21 protein-coding genes are annotated in these 21,206 nt (G+C 70.5%); 14 read left to right on the forward strand and 7 right to left on the reverse strand.

All coding sequences use genetic code 11. From position 1 onward, the window contains the following. The first annotated feature begins 40 nt into the window (after positions 1 to 40). From ACI7BZ_RS11260 to ACI7BZ_RS11290, 7 genes are all read left to right on the forward strand, one after another. A complete protein-coding gene (locus ACI7BZ_RS11260) occupies positions 41 to 1,021 on the forward strand; it encodes an ABC transporter substrate-binding protein (protein ID WP_414117249.1) in 981 nt (326 codons plus the stop codon). Positions 1,022 to 1,100: 79 nt separating this feature from the next. Further along, positions 1,101 to 2,105: a quinone oxidoreductase family protein gene (locus ACI7BZ_RS11265; protein ID WP_414119147.1), complete on the forward strand. Its 1,005-nt coding sequence runs from the start codon at positions 1,101 to 1,103 to the stop codon at positions 2,103 to 2,105. Between the two features lie 11 nt (positions 2,106 to 2,116). After that, positions 2,117 to 2,536: a PaaI family thioesterase gene (locus tag ACI7BZ_RS11270; RefSeq protein WP_414117251.1), complete on the forward strand. Its 420-nt coding sequence runs from the start codon at positions 2,117 to 2,119 to the stop codon at positions 2,534 to 2,536. A 4-nt stretch (positions 2,537 to 2,540) separates the two neighbouring features. After that, complete coding sequence (locus tag ACI7BZ_RS11275) at positions 2,541 to 3,344, forward strand: VOC family protein (RefSeq protein WP_414117252.1); 804 nt, start codon at positions 2,541 to 2,543, stop codon at positions 3,342 to 3,344. Beyond that, a complete protein-coding gene (locus tag ACI7BZ_RS11280; RefSeq protein WP_414117253.1) occupies positions 3,341 to 4,867 on the forward strand; it encodes a class I adenylate-forming enzyme family protein in 1,527 nt (508 codons plus the stop codon). The genes ACI7BZ_RS11275 and ACI7BZ_RS11280 overlap by 4 nt, the downstream gene beginning before the upstream one ends. Continuing rightward, on the forward strand, positions 4,864 to 5,991 hold the full coding sequence (locus ACI7BZ_RS11285) for a PLP-dependent cysteine synthase family protein (RefSeq protein ID WP_414117254.1): 1,128 nt from the start codon (positions 4,864 to 4,866) through the stop codon (positions 5,989 to 5,991). The genes ACI7BZ_RS11280 and ACI7BZ_RS11285 overlap by 4 nt, the downstream gene beginning before the upstream one ends. Positions 5,992 to 6,020: 29 nt before the next feature. Next, on the forward strand, positions 6,021 to 7,646 hold the full coding sequence (locus ACI7BZ_RS11290; RefSeq protein ID WP_414117255.1) for a gamma-glutamyltransferase family protein: 1,626 nt from the start codon (positions 6,021 to 6,023) through the stop codon (positions 7,644 to 7,646). A gap of 36 nt (positions 7,647 to 7,682) precedes the next feature. On the opposite strand, the gene ACI7BZ_RS11295 is transcribed toward ACI7BZ_RS11290, so the two are convergent. Beyond that, positions 7,683 to 8,366 (reverse strand): SGNH/GDSL hydrolase family protein, encoded by a 684-nt coding sequence (locus ACI7BZ_RS11295; RefSeq protein ID WP_414117256.1) that lies wholly within the window; start codon positions 8,364 to 8,366, stop codon positions 7,683 to 7,685. A 587-nt stretch (positions 8,367 to 8,953) separates the two neighbouring features. On the opposite strand from ACI7BZ_RS11295, the gene ACI7BZ_RS11300 reads away from it, so the two are divergent. Further along, complete coding sequence (locus tag ACI7BZ_RS11300; protein ID WP_414117257.1) at positions 8,954 to 9,841, forward strand: aldose 1-epimerase family protein; 888 nt, start codon at positions 8,954 to 8,956, stop codon at positions 9,839 to 9,841. A 25-nt stretch (positions 9,842 to 9,866) separates the two neighbouring features. On the opposite strand, the gene ACI7BZ_RS11305 is transcribed toward ACI7BZ_RS11300, so the two are convergent. The 3 genes from ACI7BZ_RS11305 to ACI7BZ_RS11315 form a co-directional block, all read right to left on the reverse strand. Next, positions 9,867 to 10,205 carry a Rieske (2Fe-2S) protein gene (locus ACI7BZ_RS11305; protein ID WP_414117258.1) on the reverse strand — a complete coding sequence of 113 codons (339 nt, stop codon included), beginning with the start codon at positions 10,203 to 10,205 and terminating at the stop codon, positions 9,867 to 9,869. Between the two features lie 147 nt (positions 10,206 to 10,352). Then, the gene (locus tag ACI7BZ_RS11310) at positions 10,353 to 11,255 is read right to left on the reverse strand and encodes an aldo/keto reductase family protein (protein WP_414117259.1); all 903 of its coding nucleotides are present in this window, start codon (positions 11,253 to 11,255) and stop codon (positions 10,353 to 10,355) included. Positions 11,256 to 11,335: 80 nt separating this feature from the next. Continuing rightward, complete coding sequence (locus ACI7BZ_RS11315) at positions 11,336 to 12,487, reverse strand: FIST signal transduction protein (RefSeq protein WP_414117260.1); 1,152 nt, start codon at positions 12,485 to 12,487, stop codon at positions 11,336 to 11,338. Positions 12,488 to 12,804: 317 nt separating this feature from the next. Here ACI7BZ_RS11315 and ACI7BZ_RS11320 point away from each other — a divergent pair, with 317 nt between their 5' ends. Next, positions 12,805 to 13,353: a hypothetical protein gene (locus ACI7BZ_RS11320; protein WP_414117261.1), complete on the forward strand. Its 549-nt coding sequence runs from the start codon at positions 12,805 to 12,807 to the stop codon at positions 13,351 to 13,353. 27 nt (positions 13,354 to 13,380) lie between these two features. Then, positions 13,381 to 14,706: an MFS transporter gene (locus tag ACI7BZ_RS11325; RefSeq protein ID WP_414117262.1), complete on the forward strand. Its 1,326-nt coding sequence runs from the start codon at positions 13,381 to 13,383 to the stop codon at positions 14,704 to 14,706. 16 nt (positions 14,707 to 14,722) lie between these two features. Here the strand turns inward: ACI7BZ_RS11325 and ACI7BZ_RS11330 are convergent, their stop codons facing one another. Then, a complete protein-coding gene (locus ACI7BZ_RS11330; protein WP_414117263.1) occupies positions 14,723 to 15,613 on the reverse strand; it encodes an AraC family transcriptional regulator in 891 nt (296 codons plus the stop codon). Between the two features lie 132 nt (positions 15,614 to 15,745). Here ACI7BZ_RS11330 and ACI7BZ_RS11335 point away from each other — a divergent pair, with 132 nt between their 5' ends. Beyond that, a complete protein-coding gene (locus tag ACI7BZ_RS11335; RefSeq protein ID WP_414117264.1) occupies positions 15,746 to 16,501 on the forward strand; it encodes an SDR family oxidoreductase in 756 nt (251 codons plus the stop codon). A 374-nt stretch (positions 16,502 to 16,875) separates the two neighbouring features. Here ACI7BZ_RS11335 and ACI7BZ_RS11340 read toward each other — a convergent pair whose 3' ends face one another. Continuing rightward, positions 16,876 to 17,799 (reverse strand): LysR family transcriptional regulator, encoded by a 924-nt coding sequence (locus ACI7BZ_RS11340; protein WP_414117265.1) that lies wholly within the window; start codon positions 17,797 to 17,799, stop codon positions 16,876 to 16,878. Positions 17,800 to 17,901: 102 nt separating this feature from the next. Between ACI7BZ_RS11340 and ACI7BZ_RS11345 the strand changes: the two genes are divergently transcribed. The 3 genes from ACI7BZ_RS11345 to ACI7BZ_RS11355 are packed head-to-tail and all read left to right on the forward strand — an operon-like array spanning position 17,902 to position 20,706. Then, positions 17,902 to 19,290 carry an acyclic terpene utilization AtuA family protein gene (locus tag ACI7BZ_RS11345; RefSeq protein ID WP_414117266.1) on the forward strand — a complete coding sequence of 463 codons (1,389 nt, stop codon included), beginning with the start codon at positions 17,902 to 17,904 and terminating at the stop codon, positions 19,288 to 19,290. Continuing rightward, on the forward strand, positions 19,287 to 19,670 hold the full coding sequence (locus ACI7BZ_RS11350; protein ID WP_414117267.1) for an AtuA-related protein: 384 nt from the start codon (positions 19,287 to 19,289) through the stop codon (positions 19,668 to 19,670). Before ACI7BZ_RS11345 ends, ACI7BZ_RS11350 begins: the two co-directional genes overlap by 4 nt. A gap of 40 nt (positions 19,671 to 19,710) precedes the next feature. Then, the gene (locus tag ACI7BZ_RS11355) at positions 19,711 to 20,706 is read left to right on the forward strand and encodes a Bug family tripartite tricarboxylate transporter substrate binding protein (protein ID WP_414117268.1); all 996 of its coding nucleotides are present in this window, start codon (positions 19,711 to 19,713) and stop codon (positions 20,704 to 20,706) included. Between the two features lie 36 nt (positions 20,707 to 20,742). On the opposite strand, the gene ACI7BZ_RS11360 is transcribed toward ACI7BZ_RS11355, so the two are convergent. Next, positions 20,743 to 21,174, reverse strand: coding sequence for a DoxX family protein (locus tag ACI7BZ_RS11360; RefSeq protein WP_414119148.1), 432 nt, complete (start codon positions 21,172 to 21,174; stop codon positions 20,743 to 20,745). Positions 21,175 to 21,206 lie beyond the last annotated feature (32 nt).

Here is a 21,206-nt window from a genome sequence, read left to right on the forward strand (position 1 = left end):
GTACGAAGTCATCGACATCAATCCGCATCGGAGAAACGACATGAAGCGCATGGCTCTTCTTGCTGCCACCCTCGTCGTCGCCGCCATTACCGCCCTTCCTGCCGAGGCCGCCAAGGTGCGCATCGGCTACTGGAGCTCCGGCGTCAGCCTCGGCTTCGGCTCCTTCCTGGAGGCCGGGAAGTTCATGGAGAAGCAGGGGCTGGACGTCGAGTTCGTGACGTTCCCGGACGTGAACGCCCCCACCAAGGCCATGGCTGCCGGCGCCATCGACTTCGCCATCGGCGCCAGCGCCGGCAGCGCCCTTTCCGTGGCGGCGGACGGCCTGCCCATGAGCATCGTGCTCGCCACCCAGGTGGCCGACCTCGATTTCGTCGCCCTGGAAGGCTCGCCGGTGGCGCGCATGGCGGACCTGAAGGGAAAGAAGATCGGCATGTCGCCGGCCGGCAGCGCCACCGCCGCCATCACCTCGGCCATCCTCATCAAGAATTACGGCTTCACCGCTGCCGATTTCCAGGTGGTGCCGGGCAATGATCCCCGCCTCGCCCAGTTCCTGGTGCAGAAGGACATCGACGCCGCCGCCCTGCGCACCGTCACCATCGCCCTTCTGCCGGACGTGAAGCTGAAGACCCTCGGCAGCTTCCGCGCGGAATGGAAGAAGATCACCGGCAAGGATGCCCCCCCGGTGCTGGGCGTGGGCCTGATGCGCAACGAATGGCTCGCCGCCAACCCGGAGGCCGCCGCCAGGGTGGTGGCCGGCATGCGCAACGCCTTCGAGGCCGGCAAGGCCGACAAGGCCGGCGTCGCCAAGGCGCTGATGGCCGCCGGCAACATCCCGCAAGCCGATGCGAAGGCCTACGCCGCCCTGTGGGACGGCATCTACACCGTCTCCATGGAGCCCGCCGACATCGCCTCCCTGAAGGCCGAGTTCGAGGTGTTCAAGAGCGTGGGCGCGGTCAAGGGCACCCTGCCCGAGGCCGCCCTCGTCGCCGGCCCCTACGAGGCCTCCAAGAAGATCAAGTGAGCGCCTGAAGCACCCGGCCGATCCGGTAAAGCATAACCAAAGAGAGAGTAGTGGAATGCCCGACAATACGTCCAGGACCATGAAGGCCCTGCTGCTGAAGCAGCACGGCGACGTGAGCGACCTCGTGGTGGTGGACGATTATCCCGTCCCCACCGCGAAGCCCGGCGAGGTGGTGATCCGCGTCGGCGCGTCCTCCTTCAACTACCACGACGTGTTCACGGTGAAGGGCATGCCCGGCATCAAGGTGCCGCTGCCCGTCATCATCGGCCTCGACATGGCCGGCACGATCGTGGAACTGGGCGAGGGCGTCGCCGGCTGGGCCGTGGGCGACCGGGTGCTGGTCAATCCCCTCAACCCCGGCAAGGGGCTGATGGGCGAGATGCTGGACGGCGGCATGGCGCAGTATTGCGCCGTCACCGCCGGCCAGCTCATCGCCATGCCGCCGGACGTGAGCTTCGTGGATGCGGCCTCGCTCCCCGTCGCCTACGGCACCGCGCACCGCATGCTGGTGACCCACAACACGGTGAAGGCCGGCGACAAGGTGCTGGTCCTCGGCGCCTCCGGCGGCGTGGGCACCGGCTGCGTCATGCTGGCCAAGCAGATGGGCTGCGAGGTCATCGCCTGCGCCGGGTCCGACGACAAGATGGCGCGCCTGAAGGAGCTGGGCGCCGACCACGTGGTGAACTACCGCACCACCGACTTTTCCAAATGGGCCATCCAGCACTATGGCAAGCCCGAGCGTCGCAGCTATGGCGGCGGCGTGGACGTGGTGGTGAACTTCACCGGCGGCGACACCTGGGTGCCCTCGCTGAAGTGCGTGAAGCGCGGCGGCACCATCCTGGTGTGCGGCGCCACCGCCGGCCACGACCCGAAGGAAGATCTTCGCTACATCTGGAGCTTCGAGCTGAAGGTCATCGGCTCCAACAGCTTCTACCACGATAACCTTTCCGCCCTCATGGACATGATCCAGGCCGGCACGCTGAAGCCGGTGGTGGACAAGGTTCTGCCGCTCGAAGAGGCCGCCGAGGGCCTGCGCATGATCCGTGACCGCGAGGTCATGGGCAAGATCGTCGTCACCCCCTGAAAGGCCGCACCATGACCGATACGCCTTTGACCAAGGAACAGGTGGAGGCCATTCTGCTGCGTGGTCCCTTCCACCAGTGGCTCGGCCTCACCGTGGAAGAGGTGGGGGAGGGCACCATCCGCCTGCGCGCCAAGTGGCGACCGGAATGGGTGGTGAATGCCGATCGCGGCTACACCCACGGCGGCATCCTCGCCACCCTGGTGGACCTCACCGCCGACTGGGCCCTGGTGTCCAGGACCGGCCGCGGCGTGCCCACGGTGGACCTGCGGGTGGACTATCACCGCGCCGCCATGCAGCACGACCTCATCTGCGTGGGCCAGGTGATCAAGTTCGGCGGCCAGCTCTGCGTCGCCGAGGCGCAGGTTCTGGACGAGGGCGGCAAGCTCCTCGCCAGCGGCCGCGGGGTCTACATGATCCCGCCTGCGGTCTGAGGCGATGGCGGTGGCCGGCCTCGACCACGTGGTGGTCAACACCCTCCTCGACATGGATGCGGCCGCCGCCGCCTTCGCGGCGCTGGGCTTCACGCTCACCCCGCGGGGCCACCATTCGCTGGGCTCCATCAACCATCTCATGATGAGCGAGGGCGCCTATCTGGAGCTTGTCGGCGTGCCGGCGGAGGGGCTCCAGCGCCAGGAGGTGCTGGACAGTCCCCGCGGCCTCTCCGGCCTCGTCTTCGCCACCGCCGACGCGGACGAAACCCACGCCCGGCTTTCCGCCGCCGGCCTGCCGGCGCTGGAGCCGCTCGCCTTCTCCCGGCCCGTCGCCCTGAGCGGCCGGGAGGAGGCGGCGCGGTTCCGCACGGTGCGCCTCGCCCGCGAGGCCTTTCCCGCCGGCCGGGTCTATTTCTGCCAGCACCTGACCCCCGGGCTGGTGTGGCGGCCGGAATGGATCGCCCATCCCAACGGCTTTCTCGGCATCGACCGGGTGGTGGTGGAAAGCCCGCAGCCGGAGGCGGAGGCGCGCCTTTACGCCCGCCTCGCCGACAGCCGGGCCGAGCCCCTCGCCCAGGGCTGGCGGGTGCCGCTGGCGGGGGCCGACATCCAGGTGATGGCCGGCCCGCGCCCGCGCTTTCTCACCGCCCACCTGCTGTTTGAAGACCTCGACGACATCGAGCGGCGCGCCCGCGCCCACCTTCCCGCCGAATGGCGGCGCCACGGCCGCAGCGCCGGCACGCTCGCCCTGCCGGCGCTGGAGGTGAGCCTTGCCTGCCGCGCCGCACCCACCCGGAGCCGTTCATGACCCAGCCCGCCAGCCTTTCCGCCAATCTGGGCGACCTGGTGCGCCGCACGGGCGCGGCCGAGCGCCCCGTCATCATCGGCCTTGGTGCGGACGGAACACCGACGGTGATGACCCGCGGCGCACTGGACGCCATGGCCGATGCCTTCGCCCGCGGCCTGCTCGGCCGCGGCCTGCGGCGCGGCGACCGCATCGCCATCGTCGCCGCCAACCGGCCGGATTATGTGGCGCTGCTCATGGGCGCCATGCGCGCCGGCATCGTGCCGGTGCCGGTGAACTTCAAGCTGCCGGCCGCCGGCATCGCCGAGATCGTGCGCGACTGCGGCGCGCGCCTGGTGGTGCACGACGCCCCGCGCGCCCATGCCCTGGACCCGGCCCGCTTCCCCGATGCCCATCTCGCCGATTTCGATGCGGCGGGCAGCGCCGGCCTCGCGCCCTGGCTGGACCCCGGCCCGTTCGTGCCGGTGGTGCCCGCGCCGGACGAGCCGGCCCTCAGCCTCTACACCTCCGGCTCCACCGGCCGGCCCAAGGGCGTGCTCCTGTCCCATGCCGCCCACCGCTGGGTGGTGGAGGTGCGCATGGCCGAGACCGGACTTTCCGGCGAAACGGTGCTCATCGCCGCGCCGCTCTACCATATGAACGCGCTGGCCCTTTCGCTGCTGGTCTGCGCGTCCGGCGCCACGGCGGTGATGCTGCCCCAGTTCCAGGCAGTGGCCTATATCGAAGCCATCGCCCGCTACGATTGCACCTGGCTCACCGCCGTGCCGCCCATGATCGCCATGATGCTGCGGGAGAAGGAGGCGCTGGCCGCCGCCGACCTTTCCGGCGTGCGCACCGTGCGCATGGGCTCGGCCCCGGTGAACGATGCGCTGGCGGCGGAGATCCGCGCGCTTCTGCCCAATGCCCGCATCATCAACGCCTATGGCACCACGGAGGGGGGCCCGGTGGTGTTCTCCGCCCATCCCGCCGGGCTGCCCACGCCCACCGGTTCGGTGGGCTATCCGCACCCGGGCGTCAGCGTGCGCCTGGTGGGTGGGGAGGACGCCGACACCGGGGTGCTGGAGATGAAGAGCCCCGCCGTCATGCTCGGCTATCACAACCGGCCGGACGTGCGCTCGCCCATCACCGTGGACGGCTTCTACAACACCGGCGACGTGTTCCGCCGCGATGCGGACGGCTTCCATTATTTCGTCGGCCGCGCCGATGACATGTTCGTCAGCGGTGGGGAGAACATCTTCCCCGGCGAGGTGGAGGCGGTGCTGGAGGCGCACCCGGACGTGCTCCAGGCCTGCGTGGTGCCGGTGGCGGACGACATCAAGGGGCAGAAGCCCGTCGCCTTCGTGGTGCGCCGGCCCGGCGCCGGCCTGGACGAGGAGACGCTGAAGCGCCACGCCCTCGCCAATGCCCCCGCCTACCAGCATCCGCGCCGGGTCTGGTTCCTCGACCAGATGCTGCTGGCCCCCACCAACAAGATCGACCGCGCCGCCCTCAAGCGTCGCGCCGAAACCGCGATGAAGCGCGCATGACGCCGGCCATGGACCTGCGCCCCCTCGCCCCCGCCGCAGCCCTGCCGTCGCCGGCCGCCGGCCGCGCGCCCTTCGACCGCGCCTGGGTCACGGAGGCGGTGGGGCGCATCGAGGCGGATGTGAACCGCTCGGCGGACACCCACCTCATCCGCATCCCGCTGCCGGGCGCCCCGGGCATCACGCTGTATCTGAAGGATGAATCGAGCCACCCCACGGGCAGCCTGAAGCACCGGCTGGCGCGCTCCCTCTTCCTCTATGCCCTGTGCAACGGCTGGATCGGGCCCGACACCACCATCATCGAATCCTCCTCCGGCTCCACCGCCATTTCCGAGGCCTATTTCGCCCGCCTCCTGGGCCTGCGCTTCATCGCCGTGATGCCGCGCGCCACCTCGCCGGAGAAGGTGGCCGCCATCGCCTTCCAGGGCGGCGAGCCCTTCCTCATAGATGGCTGGAACACCTCGGAGGCGGCCCGGCGCCTCGCCGCCGAGCGGAACGGCCATTACATGGACCAGTTCACCTATGCCGAGCGGGCGACGGACTGGCGCGGCAACAACAACATCGCCGAATCCATCTTCGCCCAGATGGCGCGCGAGCCGCACCCGGTGCCGGCCTGGATCGTCTGCGGCGCCGGCACCGGCGGCACCGCCGCCACCATCGGGCGCTTCGTGCGCTACCGCAAGCTGGCGACCCGCCTGTGCGTGGCGGACCCGGCGGCCTCGGTGTTCCATCGCCATTTCGCCGATCGCTCGGTGCTGCGGGTGAAGGCCTGCACCAGCGTCATCGAGGGCATCGGCCGCACCGAGGTGGAGCCCTCCTTCCTGCCCGACCTGGTGGACCGCATGGCGGTGGTGCCCGATGCCGCCAGCATCGCCGCCGCCCGCCGCATCTCGCAGGTGGTGGGACGGACCTGCGGCGGTTCCACCGGAACCAGCATCGCCGCCTGCCTCGACCTCATCGCCGAGATGACCGCGCGGGGGGAGGGCGGCTCCATCGTCACGCTGCTGTGCGATTCCGGCGAGCGCTACCGCTCCACCCTTTATGACGACCACTGGCTGAAGGCGCAGGGGCTTGATATCCGGGACCAGGCGGCACGGCTCGACGCCGTGTTCGCGGCCCGGCCATGATCGCGCCGGCTGCCCCGGGGAAAGATCTCATGCACGCCTCCTTCGACTGGACCTGCGGCTACCCGTCCCGCCGCCTGCCGGTGTTCGGCAACAATGTGGTTTCCACCTCCCACCCGCGGGCGGCGCAGGCGGGGCTGAAGATGCTGTGGCAGGGCGGCAATGCGGTGGACGCCGCCATCGCCGCGGCGGCGGTGATGACGCTGGTGGAGCCCTGCAGCAACGGCCTCGGCTCGGATGCCTTCGCCATCCTGTGGGATGGCGAGCGGCTGCATGGCCTCAACGCCTCCGGCTTCGCCCCCGCCGCCTGGACGCCGGACTATTTCCGCGCCCGCTATGGCGCCGATGCCAAGACCCTGCCCATGCGCGGCTGGGATTCGGTGACGGTGCCGGGCGCGGTGGCGTCCTGGGTGGCGCTGTCCGAGCGCTTCGGCCGGCTGCCCTTCGCCGATCTTCTCGCCCCCGCCATCGAGCTGGCGGAAAGGGGCTGGCTCGTCTCCACCAACGTGCAGCACAAATGGGCGGCCGCGGCGACGGTGCCGGACCTCGTGTCCCAGCCCGGCTTTCGCGAGGTGTTTCTGCCCCGGGGCCGGGCGCCGCATGTGGGCGAGCATTTCCGCATGCCGGGCGCCGCCCGCGCCCTCGCCCGCATTGCCGAGACGCGGGGCGCTGCTTTCTACGCGGGCGAGATCGCCGAGGCGCTGGAAGCCTATGCCCGCGCCCATGGCGGTGCCCTCACCGCCGCCGACATGGCCGCCTACCGGCCGCAATGGGTGGAGCCCATCGCCAAGGCCTATCGCGGCTACACCGTGCATGAGATTCCACCCAACGGGCAGGGCATCACCGCGCTGATGGCCCTCGGCATCCTTTCCAGCTTCGATCTCTCCGCCATGGCGGTGGACGGTGCCGCCGCCCAGCACCTGCAGATCGAGGCCATCAAGCTCGCCTTCGCCGACGTCTACCGCTACGTGGCCGAGCCCGCCGCCATGGGGATGACCGCCGCCGACCTTCTGGACGACGCCTATCTCGCCGGCCGCGCCCGGCTCATAGATCCCGCCCGCGCCCAGCGCTTCGCCCCGGGCAATCCGGTGAAGGGGGGCACCATCTACCTCACCGCGGCCGATGCCTCGGGCATGATGGTGAGCTTCATCCAGAGCAATTACATGGGCTTCGGCTCCGGCGTGGTGCTGCCGGACTGGGGCATCTCCCTGCAGAACCGGGGCTTCGGCTTCAGCCTCGACCCCGCCAGCGCCAATGTGGTGGCGCCGCACAAGCGGCCGTTCCACACCATCATTCCCGGCTTTCTCATGAAGGACGGCGCGCCGGTGATGAGCTTTGGCGTCATGGGCGGCAACATGCAGCCCCAGGGCCATGTGCAGACGCTGGTGCGCATGATCGACTTTGCCCAGAACCCGCAGGCCGCCTGCGATGCGCCGCGCTGGCGCTTCGACCACGGGCTCTCCATCAATGTCGAGCCCGGCACCGATCCCGCCCTGATGGCGGGGCTGGCAATGCTGGGGCACGACGCGGCCCTGCTCACCGACACCTACCAGGATTTCGGCGCCGGCCAGTTCATCTGGCGCATGGGCGATCCGGCGGTGGAGGGCTATGCCGCCGCCAGCGACCCCCGCCGCGACGGGCAGGCCGTGGCGGGCTGAACACGCCGGCGCCTCTCTCCAGCCGCCGCCGCGGCCTCAGGGGGCGCTGCAGGCCGCATCCGCGAGGCGGGTGCGCCAGAGCGCGGCGCCGGCGGTGGACGGGTGCAACCCGTCGCGCGTGCTGGCCTTAAGCGGGGCGGGAACCACCCGCGCCCCCACCTGCCGGGCAATGGCGCGGATGGCGGCATTCTGGCCGGCGATGAAATCCTGATCGAGCCGGCGCACATAGTCCGAGGCGCGCGGGTCCACCGGATTGACCTCCACCAGCACCAGGTCGGCGCCCTCGAATGCGGCGACCAGATCCAGATAATCGGCCCGCCACGTCTCGATGCTGCGGTGCGGACGCGGGGAATCGTTGACGCCGATGGCCACCACCACCCGCCGCGGCCGCACCCGCGCGAAAAGGGCGGGGGCGCGGGCCAGGAGGTTCGCCAGCCGGTCGGCGGGCACTGCGGCGTTGAACACGGCGTCGCCGCACAGGCTGTCCTGCGCCGCCTCATGGGCGATGCTGTCGCCGATGACCAGCACCGGCGCATGGGTGAAGCGGGAGCGGATGTCCACTTCGAAGGCGATGCGCTGGCGCCGGGGGATCTGCTCCGCCGCCAGGGTTGCGGCCAGCGCCGCACCGGCCAGCGCCAGCGCCGCCAGCATCCAGCCCCGCGGCCGGGCGGAGCTGCGGCCGAGGCGGGAGCTGCGGATGTCGGCCATGCGGCTTGCCATGAACGATCGCCTTTCCAAATGCCTTCCCCGGTGCCGCCCGGGTGCCCGCGCGGTTCCCCGTGAAGGCCCCATGCGTTTCAGCAAGTCATTGTCGGGGCTGGCATGTCGGCAGTAGGGCCGCAGCGCATCGTTTGGTTTCGGGGCGTGTCCGAAGATGTCCGGCGGGGCGCTCTTCTCCCCAGGCGGGCCTCCGCCATGGGGATGTCCTTCAAATGCCTTGAGGCCCTGTTGCCCGGTGCGGTCGAGCGCGAACGCAGGCAGGATGGCGGCGCCGGTGTGCGCGGGCATGGTCATTCCTGTCCGAGGGACGGATGCGGCACCCTGCGGTGGGGCAAAGGCGTGTTGCCGCGGGACATTTGGATGGCCGCGGGCAAGGCGAGGAAAGCGAGTAATGGCCGGGCGGGACCGTCTGGCGGCGCGGGGCGGAATGTGCTTGCGCCTGTCGTCGCGCAAAACCGCTTCGCACTTTTGCTGGATTTGTCGCGACGTCTCGCTGCCGCGCAAATCCGGACGCAAAACCGCTTCGCACTTTTGCTGGATTTGCTTTAGGTCTGCCGCCCGGCGGATGATCCACCCGGGGCATGGACATGGCAGGCACCACCGCGACGCTCGATAATGGCCGCCTTTGCGCGCAGATATCCGATCTCGGCGCGGAGCTGGTGCGGCTGCGCGATGGCGAGGGGCGTGATCTGCTCTGGTATGGCGATGCGGCCTTCTGGGCCGGGCGCGCGCCGCTCCTGTTCCCCATCGTCGGCCGGCTGCCGCAGGATGAGCTGCTGCACGACGGCGTGCGCCATGCCATGAAGCAGCACGGCTTTGCCCGGCGCAGCCGGTTCGATCTGCTGGCAGTGGACCCGCAGCGCGCCGTGTTCCGTCTCATGCCCAATGACGAGATCCGCGCCCAATACCCCTTCGCCTTCGCCCTGCAGGTGGCCTATGGGCTGGAGGACGCCACCCTCACCATCGAGGCGCGCGTGGACAATCCGGGGCTGCGGCCCCTTCCGGCGAGCTTCGGCTTCCATCCCGGCTTCCTCTGGCCGCTGCCCTATGGCGGCAGCCGCGCGGACCACCGGCTGCTGTTCGAGGCGGCGGAAACCGCGCCGGTGCACCGGCCGGTGGGCGGGCTGCTGTCGGCGGCGGGCGAGCCCAATCCGGCCGCCGGGGGCGTCATCGCCCCCGACGACGCCGTGTTCGAGCGCGATGCACTGATCTTCACGCAGCTTCGCTCCCGCCGCATCCGCTATGGCGTGCCCGGCCGGCCGGGGCTGGAGGTGGCCTTCCCGGGGATGCCGCAGCTGGGCATCTGGAGCAAGCCGGGCGCGCCCTTCCTGTGCATCGAGCCCTGGGCCGGCCACGCGACGCCGGAGGGCGACGCCAGGCCCTTCGTGGAGAAGCCCGGCCTCGTGCACATTCCGCCCGGCGGCAGCGCAGCCTTCGCCATGGCCATCCGCTGGCTGCCCGACACCGCCGGCTGAACCGGCACCGGTCCGCCGCGCGGGATCAGGCGGTGGCGCGCGGCGCCTTGACGGGTCCCACGTCCACCTGGATCTCGTCCCCCTCCACCCGCAGCTCGTAGGGGTGGAGCGCGTTGCGCACCAGATGGGTCACGCACTTGCCGTCCATGCCGTCGAAACCCCACTGGTGGATCGGGCAGGTCACGGTCTTGCCGTTGAAGGTGGCGTCGGTCAGCGGCATGTCCGCATGGGGGCAGCGGCCGCGATAGGCCTTCAGCTCGCCGCCCTGGGGCCAGACCAGGAGCACGCTCTTGCGGCCGGCCTGGAACAGCCCCATGGCCCCCTCGCTGACGGCATTGGTGTGGCAGATGAAGGTGAACGCCATCGCTGTCGCTTTCTCAAACGCAAGGTCCGGCAGGGGACACGCAAGTTGCGGACCACCGGCAAACCCCGGGAATGGCGGGTGCAAGTGTCGCAAAAGCGACCTTCGCCGCGTCGCTCTTCGGGCACCGGCGCGCGCGGCCCGCCGGCGTCACGCCACCAGTGCCGCCACCGCCGCGCACTGCGCGGCGGTGAGGCGGAAATCGAAGATGGCGAGGTCCTGCGCCATATGCTCCCGCGACGAGGTGCCGGTGAGGCAGGCCATGTCCTGCTGGGTCAGGTAGCGGAAGAAGACCTGGGCCGGGGTGCGGCCGAGGCCTTGCGCCAGCGCCGTGAGGACGGGATTGGCGAGCACCTCGGGATTGGCGGTCAGGGTCCAGAAGCTTTGATAGACCATGCCGCGGCTGCGGCAGAAGGCGCGGATCTGCGTGTCGAATCCGGTCTTGGCATAAAAGCGGTTCTGCACCACCGCGGGCTTGATGCGGGCGTTGGCACAGAGCATTTCCAGCCGCGCCGGCTCGTAGCAATTGCTGATGCCCAGCTGGCGGACGGCGCCCTGGTCGTGAAGGCGCTCCATGGCCCGCCACACCTCCAGCGTGTCGGCATCCTCCGGGTAGGGGGAGTGGAGGATGAGGCCGTCCAGGTAATCGGTGTGGAGATTGGCGCACGATGCCGCGAACGACTGGCGCACCTGCTCGGCCAGGGGCGCCGCCGGATCATAGGGGACGTCTTCGGGGTCCTGCCCGCGCAGCGGGGTGAACTTGGTCTGCAGATAGACCTGCGCGCGGGCAAGCGCGCTGCCCAGCACGGCGCAAAGCCCTTCGCCCACGCCCGGCTCGTTGTAGTGCTTGGGCTGGCAGGCGGTATCAATGCCGCGGAAGCCGGCGCGCAGGGCCATTTCCACCAAGCCGGCGGTGCGCTCCTTCTTCCAGGCCGTGCCGTAGAGCATCCGCGGCACCGCCACGCCGGCGGCGGAGACGATGCGGTGACCGCCGTCGGACTCCGCGCTCAGGCCCGCGTCGGCGCCGTGGGGCGTTGCCGGCCGGCTCACCATGGCGCGGGCGCCGCGTTCGGGCGCGCCGTCGTCGCCCTTGCTCCGCCAAGCGTTCGCGTCATGGTGGCGCCGTCCCCTTGTCAGGTGGCTGCGGTGAAGACCGTCAGCACGCCGGTGTAGCCGTACAGATGGTGGCGGGCGATCTCCCCGCCGGCGAAGAAGCCGGCCAGCGGCACTTCGCCCAAGGCCTTTCGGACCATCTGGAATTCGGCGTTGGGGTGGCCGAAATGGGGGCCGCCGCGCCCGGAGCAGCTGATATAGAGGGCGCCGCGGATGCCGCCGGCCGCCTCGGCCTGGGCGCGCACTTCGGCGGTGATGCGCAAGAGGTCGTGCCGCGCCGCTTCGGCATTGCGCCGGCAGAACGCAAGCTGCATGCCGGCCGCGATCCGTTCGGCCACCACCAGCACGCCGCTCTGGCGACCGACGCCGAGCAGGTGGCGCACCTGCGTATTGGTGCCGAAATGCCCCGGCTTGGCGGACACGTCCTCGCTGGTGGCCACCAGCCCGGCAAGGGTGTGGGCCAGCTCGTGGCGCAAGTCCGGGTCGGAAATCTCCCCGTCGAGGCCGAGATCCTCCAGCACGCAGTCGAGCGCCCGGGCATTGTCCAGGCTCACCAGATAATTGCCCTCGGCGCGGGTGATGGTGCGCTGGGGGCCGATGGGCTGGCACCCCTGCGTGACCCGGGAGAGGATCGGCACCTGCGGGCCGAACGCCACGCCGGAAACCCCGCCCAGCAGCACGTCGTCGGCAAAGCACAGGGGCTGGTTGCGGGCCGACGACAGGCCGCCGAACAGGTAGCCGGTGGTGGTCTTCCCCGCCAGGGCCTTCAGCTGGTCCGGCAGGTCCGCGCCTGCGCCGTCGGCATGGACCAGGGCGGTGAAGGCCTCGAAGCCGTCCGCCGCCGGCTCCAGGGGCGTCGGGCCGGAAAACAGCCGGAACGAATCCGGCGGCAGGTGGGCCAGCATGAGCACCATGCCCGGGGCGTCGAAATATTCCACCGCCTCGGCCGCCACCCCCACCCCCACGGTGCCCACCCAATGCACCCCGGGCATGTGATCGCGAAGCGCCTCCAGGATGTTGCCTGCGGCCTTGGTGTGATGGTCGGTGAGGTAGCACCAGCCCAGGTTGGGCGCCGGCGCATCCTTCAGCTGGAAGCGGATCTGGGCCCAGCAGTCGCCCAGGGCGAGCTGCCACTCGGCATTGCCCGCATGGGCCTGGATGAATGCGCTCATGTTGGGCCGCCGGCTCGAAAGATGTGGGCGGCACCGCCCGCCGAAGCCGCGACCCGGCCCCATGGGCGGATGCCGCCGCATGGTCGGCTTTGTCGCAAACTGACGGTGGTGCCTTCAATCTCCCCCGCCGATGCAATCGCCATGCCGGCACGTCCCTCACCGCCGGGGCGGCGCAAATTTCCGCCTCCACCGGCGGCGCGGGCCGGGGCGAGCCTTTACCTCCTTGTGGCGGGGCGTGCGCTATGGCAGGGCAATGCATCACCATGGGCGCGCGGCGGCCGCAGGGGCGGCCCGCTGGCGGCGGAGGGACGAAGACCATGAGCACGGCACACCAGCCAGGCGGCCCGGATCTGGCGTCCGGCCCCCATGCCGGGAGCTTCCTTGTGCGCGAGCTTCCCTACCTCGCCATCCTCGTCATGACCGTGGGCGGCGTCGCCTATGGGGCGATGACGCGCAGTCCCCTCGTCACCTATTGGGAATTGGTGGCCCTCATCAGCTGCGGCGTCGGCATCTTCGCCGGCTGGTCGCGGGCGACGGACAAGGACGAGCGCGTTCGCCTCGTCTGGACGCAGGTGCTGCACTGGGGCGCGTTTCTCGCCGCCATGAACCTGGTGTTCCTGCCCAGCGTGCAGGCGGTGGCGGATGCCGATTCCACCAGCCTCGTGGTGCTGCTGCTGCTGGCCCTGGGCACCTTCGTGGCCGGCGTGCATACGGCCTCCTGGCGCATGGGCCTCAACGGCGTGGTGATGGGGCTGTGCGTGCCGGCGGTGGCGTGGCTCGACCAGTCGGCATTGTTCGTGGCCCTCCTGGCGCTGGGGCTGGTTGCGGTGGCGGGGCTGGTGCTCTGGGCGCGTGCGCGCATGTGAGGCCGGTCATCGGGCGGAGGGCAGGCGATGGGCGGGAGCGAAGACAGGCGCGCGGACCAGGACGGCAGGAACCTGGGCCTGCGGGCGACGCGGTTCCACATGGTGGTCATCGTCCTGCTGTTTGCCGTCACCGTGGTGAACTACATCGATCGGGCGGCCATCTCCTATGCCATCCCGCTGATGGAGGCGGAGCTCGGGCTGTCGCGGGAGGATGCGGGGGTCATTCTCGGCGCCTTCGGCCTCGGCTATGCGGTGACGACCCTGCTCGGCGGCTTTGCGGTGGATCGCTACGGCGCGCGGCTGGTGCTCACCATCGCGGCGCTGTTGTGGAGCTTCTCCATCGGCCTGACCGGGGCGGCCACCGGCTTTGTCACCCTTTATCTGGCGCGCACCCTGCTCGGCCTGTCGGAGGGACCCAATTTCCCCGCCCTCACCGGCGCGGTGAGCCGCTGGCTGCCGCCGCAGGAGCAGGCCAGCGCGCTCGGCTATGCGCTGGTTTCGGTGCCGCTGGCGCTGGCCATCGGCGGTCCCATCGTCACCTTGCTCCTCTCGGTGCTGGACTGGCGCTGGACCTTCGCCGTGCTGTTCGCGATCTCCATCGCCTGGGTGCCGCTCTGGTATGTCCTGTTCCGTGACGATCCCGCCCGGTCGCGCCATGTGAATGCGGCGGAGCTGGACCATATCCGGGCCGCAGGGCAGGCCCCCGCGCACCAAGCGAAGCGGGAATGGCCCAGCGGCGCGGAGATCCGCGGCCTGCTCACCAACCGGACGCTGCTGGTGAACTACTGGGCGTTCTTCGTCTTCGGCTATTTCCTGTTCTTCTTCATGACCTGGCTGCCCAGCTACCTGCGCCAGGCCTATGGGCTCAATCTGACCCAGGTGGGGGCGTTCACCGTTCTGCCGTGGCTTTCGGCCGCCATTGCGCTGTGGATGCTCGGGCGCTGGTCCGACCATCTGCTGAAGGTCACCGGCCGGCTGCGGGTGGCGCGCTCCTATCTCATTGCCGGCACGCAGTTCATCGCGGCGCTGGCGGTGGTGCCGGTGGCCCTCAGCAACAACCTCGCCGTGGCCATCGCCGGCATCACGGTGGCGGTGGCCGCCTCCATGGGCGCCAACGCGGCCTATTATGCGGTGAATGTGGACGTGGCGCCGAAGCGGGCGGCCACCGCCCTCGGCATCATGGATTTCGGCTTCGCCCTGTCCGGCTTTGCGGCGCCGGTGATCACCGGCTGGGTGCTCGGGCTGCGCGGGTCCTTCGCCGACGGCTTCCTGCTGATGACGGGGCTGGCCCTGTCCTCGGTGGTGCTGGTGCTCGCCTTCCACCACCCCGACGCCGACAGCAAGCCGGCCTGAGCCACCGGGCGCTCCCTCAGGCGGCCGCGGAGAGCCTGTCCTTCGCGGCCTCCACGTCGCGCACCGGCGACAGGCCGAACAGGCGGCCATATTCCCGGGTGAATTGCGGCACGCTCTCATAGCCCACGGCGAAGGCCGCGCTGCTGGCGCTTGCGCCCTCCGCCAGCATGAGCCGGCGCGCCTCGATCAGCCGCAGGTGCTTCTGGAACTGCAGCGGGGAGAGGGATGTGAGCGCGCGAAAATGCTGGTGGAAGGTGGAGGGGCTCATGCCCGCCTCGGCCGCGAGCCGCTCCACCGGCAGCCGATGGCGGAATTCGGCGCGCAGCACCGCGATGGCCCGGGCCACCCGCTGCACCTGGCCTTCCGGCCAGCCGAGACGGCGGATCGCGGCGCCGTGCCCGCCGGCCAGCAGCCAGTAGTGCATTTCGCGGATGAGCTGCGCGCTCAGCACCGGCACCGCGGCGGGGCGGTCCAGCAGGCGCAGCAGCCGCAGCGCCGCATCCGCCACCTCCGCGTCGGTGGGATCGACCCGCACGGGCGCGGGGTCGGGCACTTGGGCATGGGTCATCTCGGCGGCAAGGCCGGCAATGACCGCCGGGTCCAGCTCCAGCACCAGGGAGAAATAGGGCGCCGCTGGGCTGGCCCGGGTGATCTGGCTTACCGTCGGCACATCCGCCGTGACCAGCAGGGACTGGCCGGCGCAGAAGGCGAAGCCCTGCGTGCCCACGGTGACATGCTTGCTTCCCTGCAGCACGAGGCACACCAGCGGCCGCAGGATGTCGTGGATCAGGTCGCTGGGCATGGTCGCGCGCACGATGGCAAGGCCGGGGATGGGCGTGGGCACCACCCCCTGGATGTTGCCATGGGCTTCCGCATGGCGGCGGACGGCATCGAGCAAGGCTGTCATGAGCCAAGCCTAGCGCACCCTTTCGGCCGGCGCACGCCCGGCCGGAGGATCAGGCAAGCAATGGCGAGGATCCGGCAACACAGGGCGGCGGGCGGGAGCGATACCGGAGCCCTCACGCCAACGGAGACGGCCATGACCACGATAGCTCTTGTTACCGGCGCCAGCCGCGGCCTCGGCCGCAACACCGCCCGCGCCATCGCCCGCCATGGGGGCGACGTCATCCTCACCTATCACAGCCGCAGCGACGAGGCCGAGGCGGCGGTGGCGGAAATCCTGGCGCTGGGGCGCCGGGCGGTCGCGCTCCAGCTCGACACCGGCGATGTCGCCGCCTTCGCGCCGTTCGCCGGGCGGCTGCGCACGGCGCTGGCCGAGACCTGGCAGCGCGAGACGTTCGACCATCTGGTGAACAATGCCGGCCACGGCGACCATGCCCTGATCGGCGAGACCACCGAGGCCCAGTTCGACCGGCTGGTGGATGTGCATTTCAAGGGCGTCTACTTCCTCACCCAGGCGCTGCTGCCGCTGATCGCCGACGGCGGGCGCATCGTCAACCTGTCCACGGGCCTCACCCGCCTGACCCATCCCGGCTATGCGGCCTATGCGGCGGTGAAGGGAGCCGTGGAGGTGCTGACGCGCTACATGGCGAAGGAACTCGGCGGCCGCGGCATCGCCGTCAACACGGTGGCGCCGGGTGCCATCGAGACCGATTTCGGCGGCGGGGTGGTGCGCGACAATCCCGACATCAACAAGGTCTTCGCCGCCATGACCGCGCTCGGCCGCGTGGGCCTGCCCGACGACATCGGGCCGATGATCGCCAGCCTCCTCGGTCCGGAGAATCGCTGGGTGAATGCGCAGCGGATCGAGGTGTCCGGCGGGCAGGGGATCTGATGCGCAAGGCCCGTGGGCGCGCCTCACGGGCCTTCGCCCCGGCTTGGGGGCGGTCGGGCATCGGATGAGGTGTCGAGGGCACCCGAGGCGATGTGGTGCGGCTAGAGCGCGATCCGATCAAATGGACTCAATTTGAGCGGTGAAAAGCCCTCTCACTTAAGGATAGAGAACGCGTTATCCGACCAGCTTGCGATGCAAGCTGGTCGGCGCGTGCTCTAAGCCGTTCATCCGAACACGAGCGGGCACGAGGCGCCCGAACCCCAGTATTCCTGCGGCATCAGGCAGCCGACAACGCCCGCACCACCGCTTCCGGCTTGCGCTCGATCACCTTCAGCCGCACGCGGGGGCTCGAACATGGGGGGTGAAGAGAACGCTTACGTTTGCGGCCGATCCCGGCCGGGCTTGCGGCGCGCGATCTGTCGGAAGGCAAGCCGGACGCCTTCGGCAAGCCGCTGCGCGGCGGGGGAGATCGGGCGTCCCTGGCGCATCACCAGTCCCAGGGCGCGGGAGACGTCGGGCGCCCGCAAGGGGCGCAGGGCGAGGCCTCGCCGGTCGAACATGGCGAAGGTGAAGGCCGGCAAGGCGGTGATGCCGAGGCCGGCGCGCACCAGGCCCACGGCGGAGGGAATCTGCTCGACCTCGTACCGTGCGGCAAGGGCAAGGTCGGCGGCGGCCATGGCATTGTCCACCATCCGCCGCACCGAGGTGGAGGGCGCCAGAGCAACGAAGGGGTGGCCGGCGAGGCGCGCCCACGGCAGCGCCCCGCGCCCGGCAAGGGCATGGCCGCGCGGCGTCACCAGGTGGAACAGGTCCGCCCCGAGCGGCTCGAAGGCGAGTTCCTCGTCGGCCGGACGCATGGTGACGGCCATGTCGGCGACGCCTTCCATCACCAGCCCGCCCGCGCGCTCGTGCAGCACGTCGAACACGGAGAGGTCGGCCAAAGGATACGCCGCCTTCAAATGATCCACCGCGGCGGGGAGGAGCGCGGACGCGAGAGACGGCAGCAGCGCGATGGCGACGCGCGGGCGGCGCGCGCCGCGCTCGACCACATCCTTCAGCCCGAGGCGCACGTCCCGCACCACCTCTTCGGCGAGGCCGGCCAGGGCCCGCCCTTCCGCCGACAGCACCACCCGGCGGGTGGTGCGCTCGAACAGCCGCAGCCCCAATTCCTGCTCGATCCGCCGGATCGTCTCGCTGAGCGCCGGCTGCGAGATGCCGAGCCGCGCCGCCGCTTCCGTGAAGCTCGGAGCCTGCGCGGTCGCCGCGAACACCTCCAGCTGCCGGATCGTCACATTCATAAGCAAACCCTATGTTTTGGCCAGATCTTGCTATTTGACTAGATCAATCCCCCGCGTGTCTAGTTCGCCCGGACGGCGAGAGACGCGAGGGAGGGGGATGCCATGGACGCGATCGTGCGCATCGGCAGTGGTGCCGGCTTTGCCGGCGACCGCAAGGATGCCGCGGTGCCGGTGGTGGACATGCTTGCCGCCTGCGCCGGGCCGCGCTTCCTCGTGTACGAGACCCTCGCCGAGCGCACCCTCGCCTTGAGCCGCCTCGCCCGACGGCACAATCCCGAGGGCGGCTACAGCCCGGCGTTGGAGGGGCTGCTCGCCGGCGTGCTGGTGCGCTGCCTCGATGCCGGTATCCGCATCGTCGGCAATTTCGGCGCCGCCAATCCCCTCGCCGGCGCCCGCCGCATCGCCGCCATGGCCCGTGCGGCCGGCCGCACCCCGCGCATCGCCGTGGTGGACGGCGCCGACATTTCCGGCCGGCTGACGCCGGAGGCGTTCGCGGCCCGGGAGAGCGGAGGCCGGCTCCTCGCCGGCGCGCCCGTTCCCGTCTCGGCCGATGTCTATATCGGCGCGCGGCCCATCGCCGAGGCGCTCGACCGCGGCGCCGACATCGTGGTGACGGGCCGCATCGCCGATCCGGCGTTGGTGCTCGGCCCGCTGATCCACGCCCATGGCTGGGCCGAGGACGACTGGGACAAGCTCGCCGCCGGCACTCTCGCCGGCCATCTCCTGGAATGCGGCAGCCAGGTGAGCGGTGGCTATTTCGCCGATCCGGGCTTCAAGGCGGTGCCCGGGCTCGACGAGGTGGGCTATCCGGTGGCGGAGATCGCCGCCGACGGCAGCTTCGTCGTCACCAAGCCCGAGGGCACGGGCGGGCGCATCGACCGCCTGACCGTCATCGAGCAGATGCTCTACGAGATTCACGATCCGGCCGCCTATCTCACACCCGACGTGGTGCTCGACCTGACCTGCGTGCGCGTCGCCGAGGCCGGCCCCCATCGGGTAAGGGTGACGGGTGCGCGGGGGCACCGGCGGCCGGATACCCTCAAGGCCACGGTCTGCGTGGAGGCCGGCGTCCTCGCCGAGGCCGAGATTTCCTATGCCGGTCCCGGCGCCGCCGCCCGCGCCCGCCTCGCCGCGGACGTGGTGCGCGCCCGCCTCGCGCGGCGGGTGCCGGGCCTCGCGCTGCGGATCGACGCCATCGGTGTTTCGAGCCTGTTCAACGACACCGCCGGCGCGACGCTCGACGCCGCCTTCGGGGGAAGCGCCGCCGAGGACGTGCGCCTGCGCTTCGCCGCAGAGAGCACCGACGGGCGGATGCTGGAGCTGATGCTGGACGAGGTGGAGGCCCTCTATTGCGCCGGTCCCGCGGGCGGGGCGGGGGTTCGACGGCGCCTCACGCCACGCCTGTTCAGCGCCTCCTGCCTGGTGGAGCGCGACCTCGTCGCGCCCACCGTGACCCTCTTGGAGACCGAAGCCATGGAGGCGGCGTCATGAGCGCGGAAGCAACGGCCATGGTGCCCCTGCGCACCCTCGCCAACGCCCGGGCGGGCGACAAGGGCAACCGCCTGAACCTCGCCCTCGTGTGCCGCGCTCCCGCGGTCTATCCCGTGCTCGCCGCACAGGTGACCGTGGAGCGCGTGGCCGCCCTGTTCGCGGCCCGCCGGCCGGCGAGGGTGGTGCGCTACGACCTGCCGAACCTGTGCGCCTTCAATTTCGTGCTGGACGAGGTGCTGGACGGCGGCGTCAACGCCTCCCTCGGCCTCGACGGGCACGGCAAGTCGCTTTCCTTCCTGCTCCTCACGCTGCCGGTGGAGGTGCCGTCTTCGCTCGCGGACGGGATCAGGGAGGGCGCGGGCGACCCCCTCAGCCCTTGAAGAGTGCCGAGATCACCACAAAAACCATATGGGAGGAACCATGATGCCGACGAAGCTCACCTCGCGCCGGGGCCTCATCGCCCTCGCCGCGTCCGCGGCCCTGGCCGTCGGCGCACTTGCTGCCGTCCCCGCGGCCGCCGAGACATGGCCGAGCCGGCCCATCCGCTTCGTGGTGCCCTTCGCGGCCGGCAGCGCTACCGACACGCTCGCCCGCGTCCTCGGCCAGAAGGTTTCGCAGACCCTCGGCCAACCCGTGGTGGTGGAGAACCTGCCCGGCGCCACCGGCCAGATCGCCGCCAACAATGTCGCCCGCTCGGCGCCCGATGGCTACAGCGTCCTCGTCACCTCCAACTCCACCCACGCCTCCAACCAGGCCCTCTACAGGAAGCTCTCCTACGACCCTGTGAAGGATTTCGAGCCTGTCACCACGCTCGGCACCATCACCCTCGCCTTGGTGGTCAACCCGAAGGTGCCGGCCAGCACGGTGCAGGAGCTGATCGCCTATGCCAGGGCCAATCCGGGCAAGCTGACCTTCGGTGCCGGCTCCGCCTCCTCGCGCCTCGCGGTGGAGATGCTGAAGACGAGGGCGGGCATCGACATTCTCTACGTCCCCTACAAGAGCAACCCGCAGGCGGTGAGCGACCTCCTCGGCGGGCAGATCGACCTCATGTTCGCCGACATCTCCACCACCCTGCCGTCGGCGCGGGCGGGCAAGCTCAGGGCCCTCGGCGTGTCGAGCGCCGAACGCTCCGCCCTCGCCCCCGAGCTGCCCACCATGGGCGAGGCTGGGATCGCCGGCTACGAACTCACCGCCTGGTTTGCGGCCTTCGTACCCGCGAAGACCCCCCAGGCCATCGTCGTCACCCTGAACGCGGCGATGGTGGGCGCCATGAAGGACCCGGCCGTGCGGGCTTCCCTGCTCGCCGCAGGCATCGAGCCGTCGTCGTCGAGCCCGGCCGACCTTGCGGCGTTCGTCGCGAGCGAGACCCGCAAATGGGCCGAGATTACCAAGGCGGCCGGCATCGAGCCGGAATGACTTCGGCGCCTGGAACGGCGCGGTGGTGCTGGCGGACTACGTGTCGCGTCGGACAACCCGGTCGATCAGCGCATCGATCGACAGGGCGCCCGGCCCGCGCAGGACCAGCAGGAGGAAACAGGTGGCCCAGACCCCATGGGTCGGCCATGCGTCGGGATAGACGAAGATCTCGATCACCGCGGTCATGGCCAAGAGGGCCGCTGCCGACACCCGCGTGGCGAGGCCCAGCACCAGCAGAACGGGGAAGAAGTGCTCGGCGAACGCCGCCAGATGTGCCGCGATCCAGGGATCGAGCAGCGGCAGCTGGTATTCTTCCCGGAACAGGGCGACGGCTCCATCCGTCACCTGCCAGCCGTCCACTTTGGTCTGCCCGGATTGCCAGAAGACCGCCGCGGGGAAGATGCGGGCGCACAGGCAGACAAGATCGAGGGGGACGGCATCCAGCCGCCGATGCACGCGCGCGAGCATCAGGATGATGGGGGACGGGTGCCGGTGGCGCC

Source organism: Xanthobacter sp. AM11, assembly GCF_047444035.1.
Lineage (GTDB): Bacteria > Pseudomonadota > Alphaproteobacteria > Rhizobiales > Xanthobacteraceae > Xanthobacter.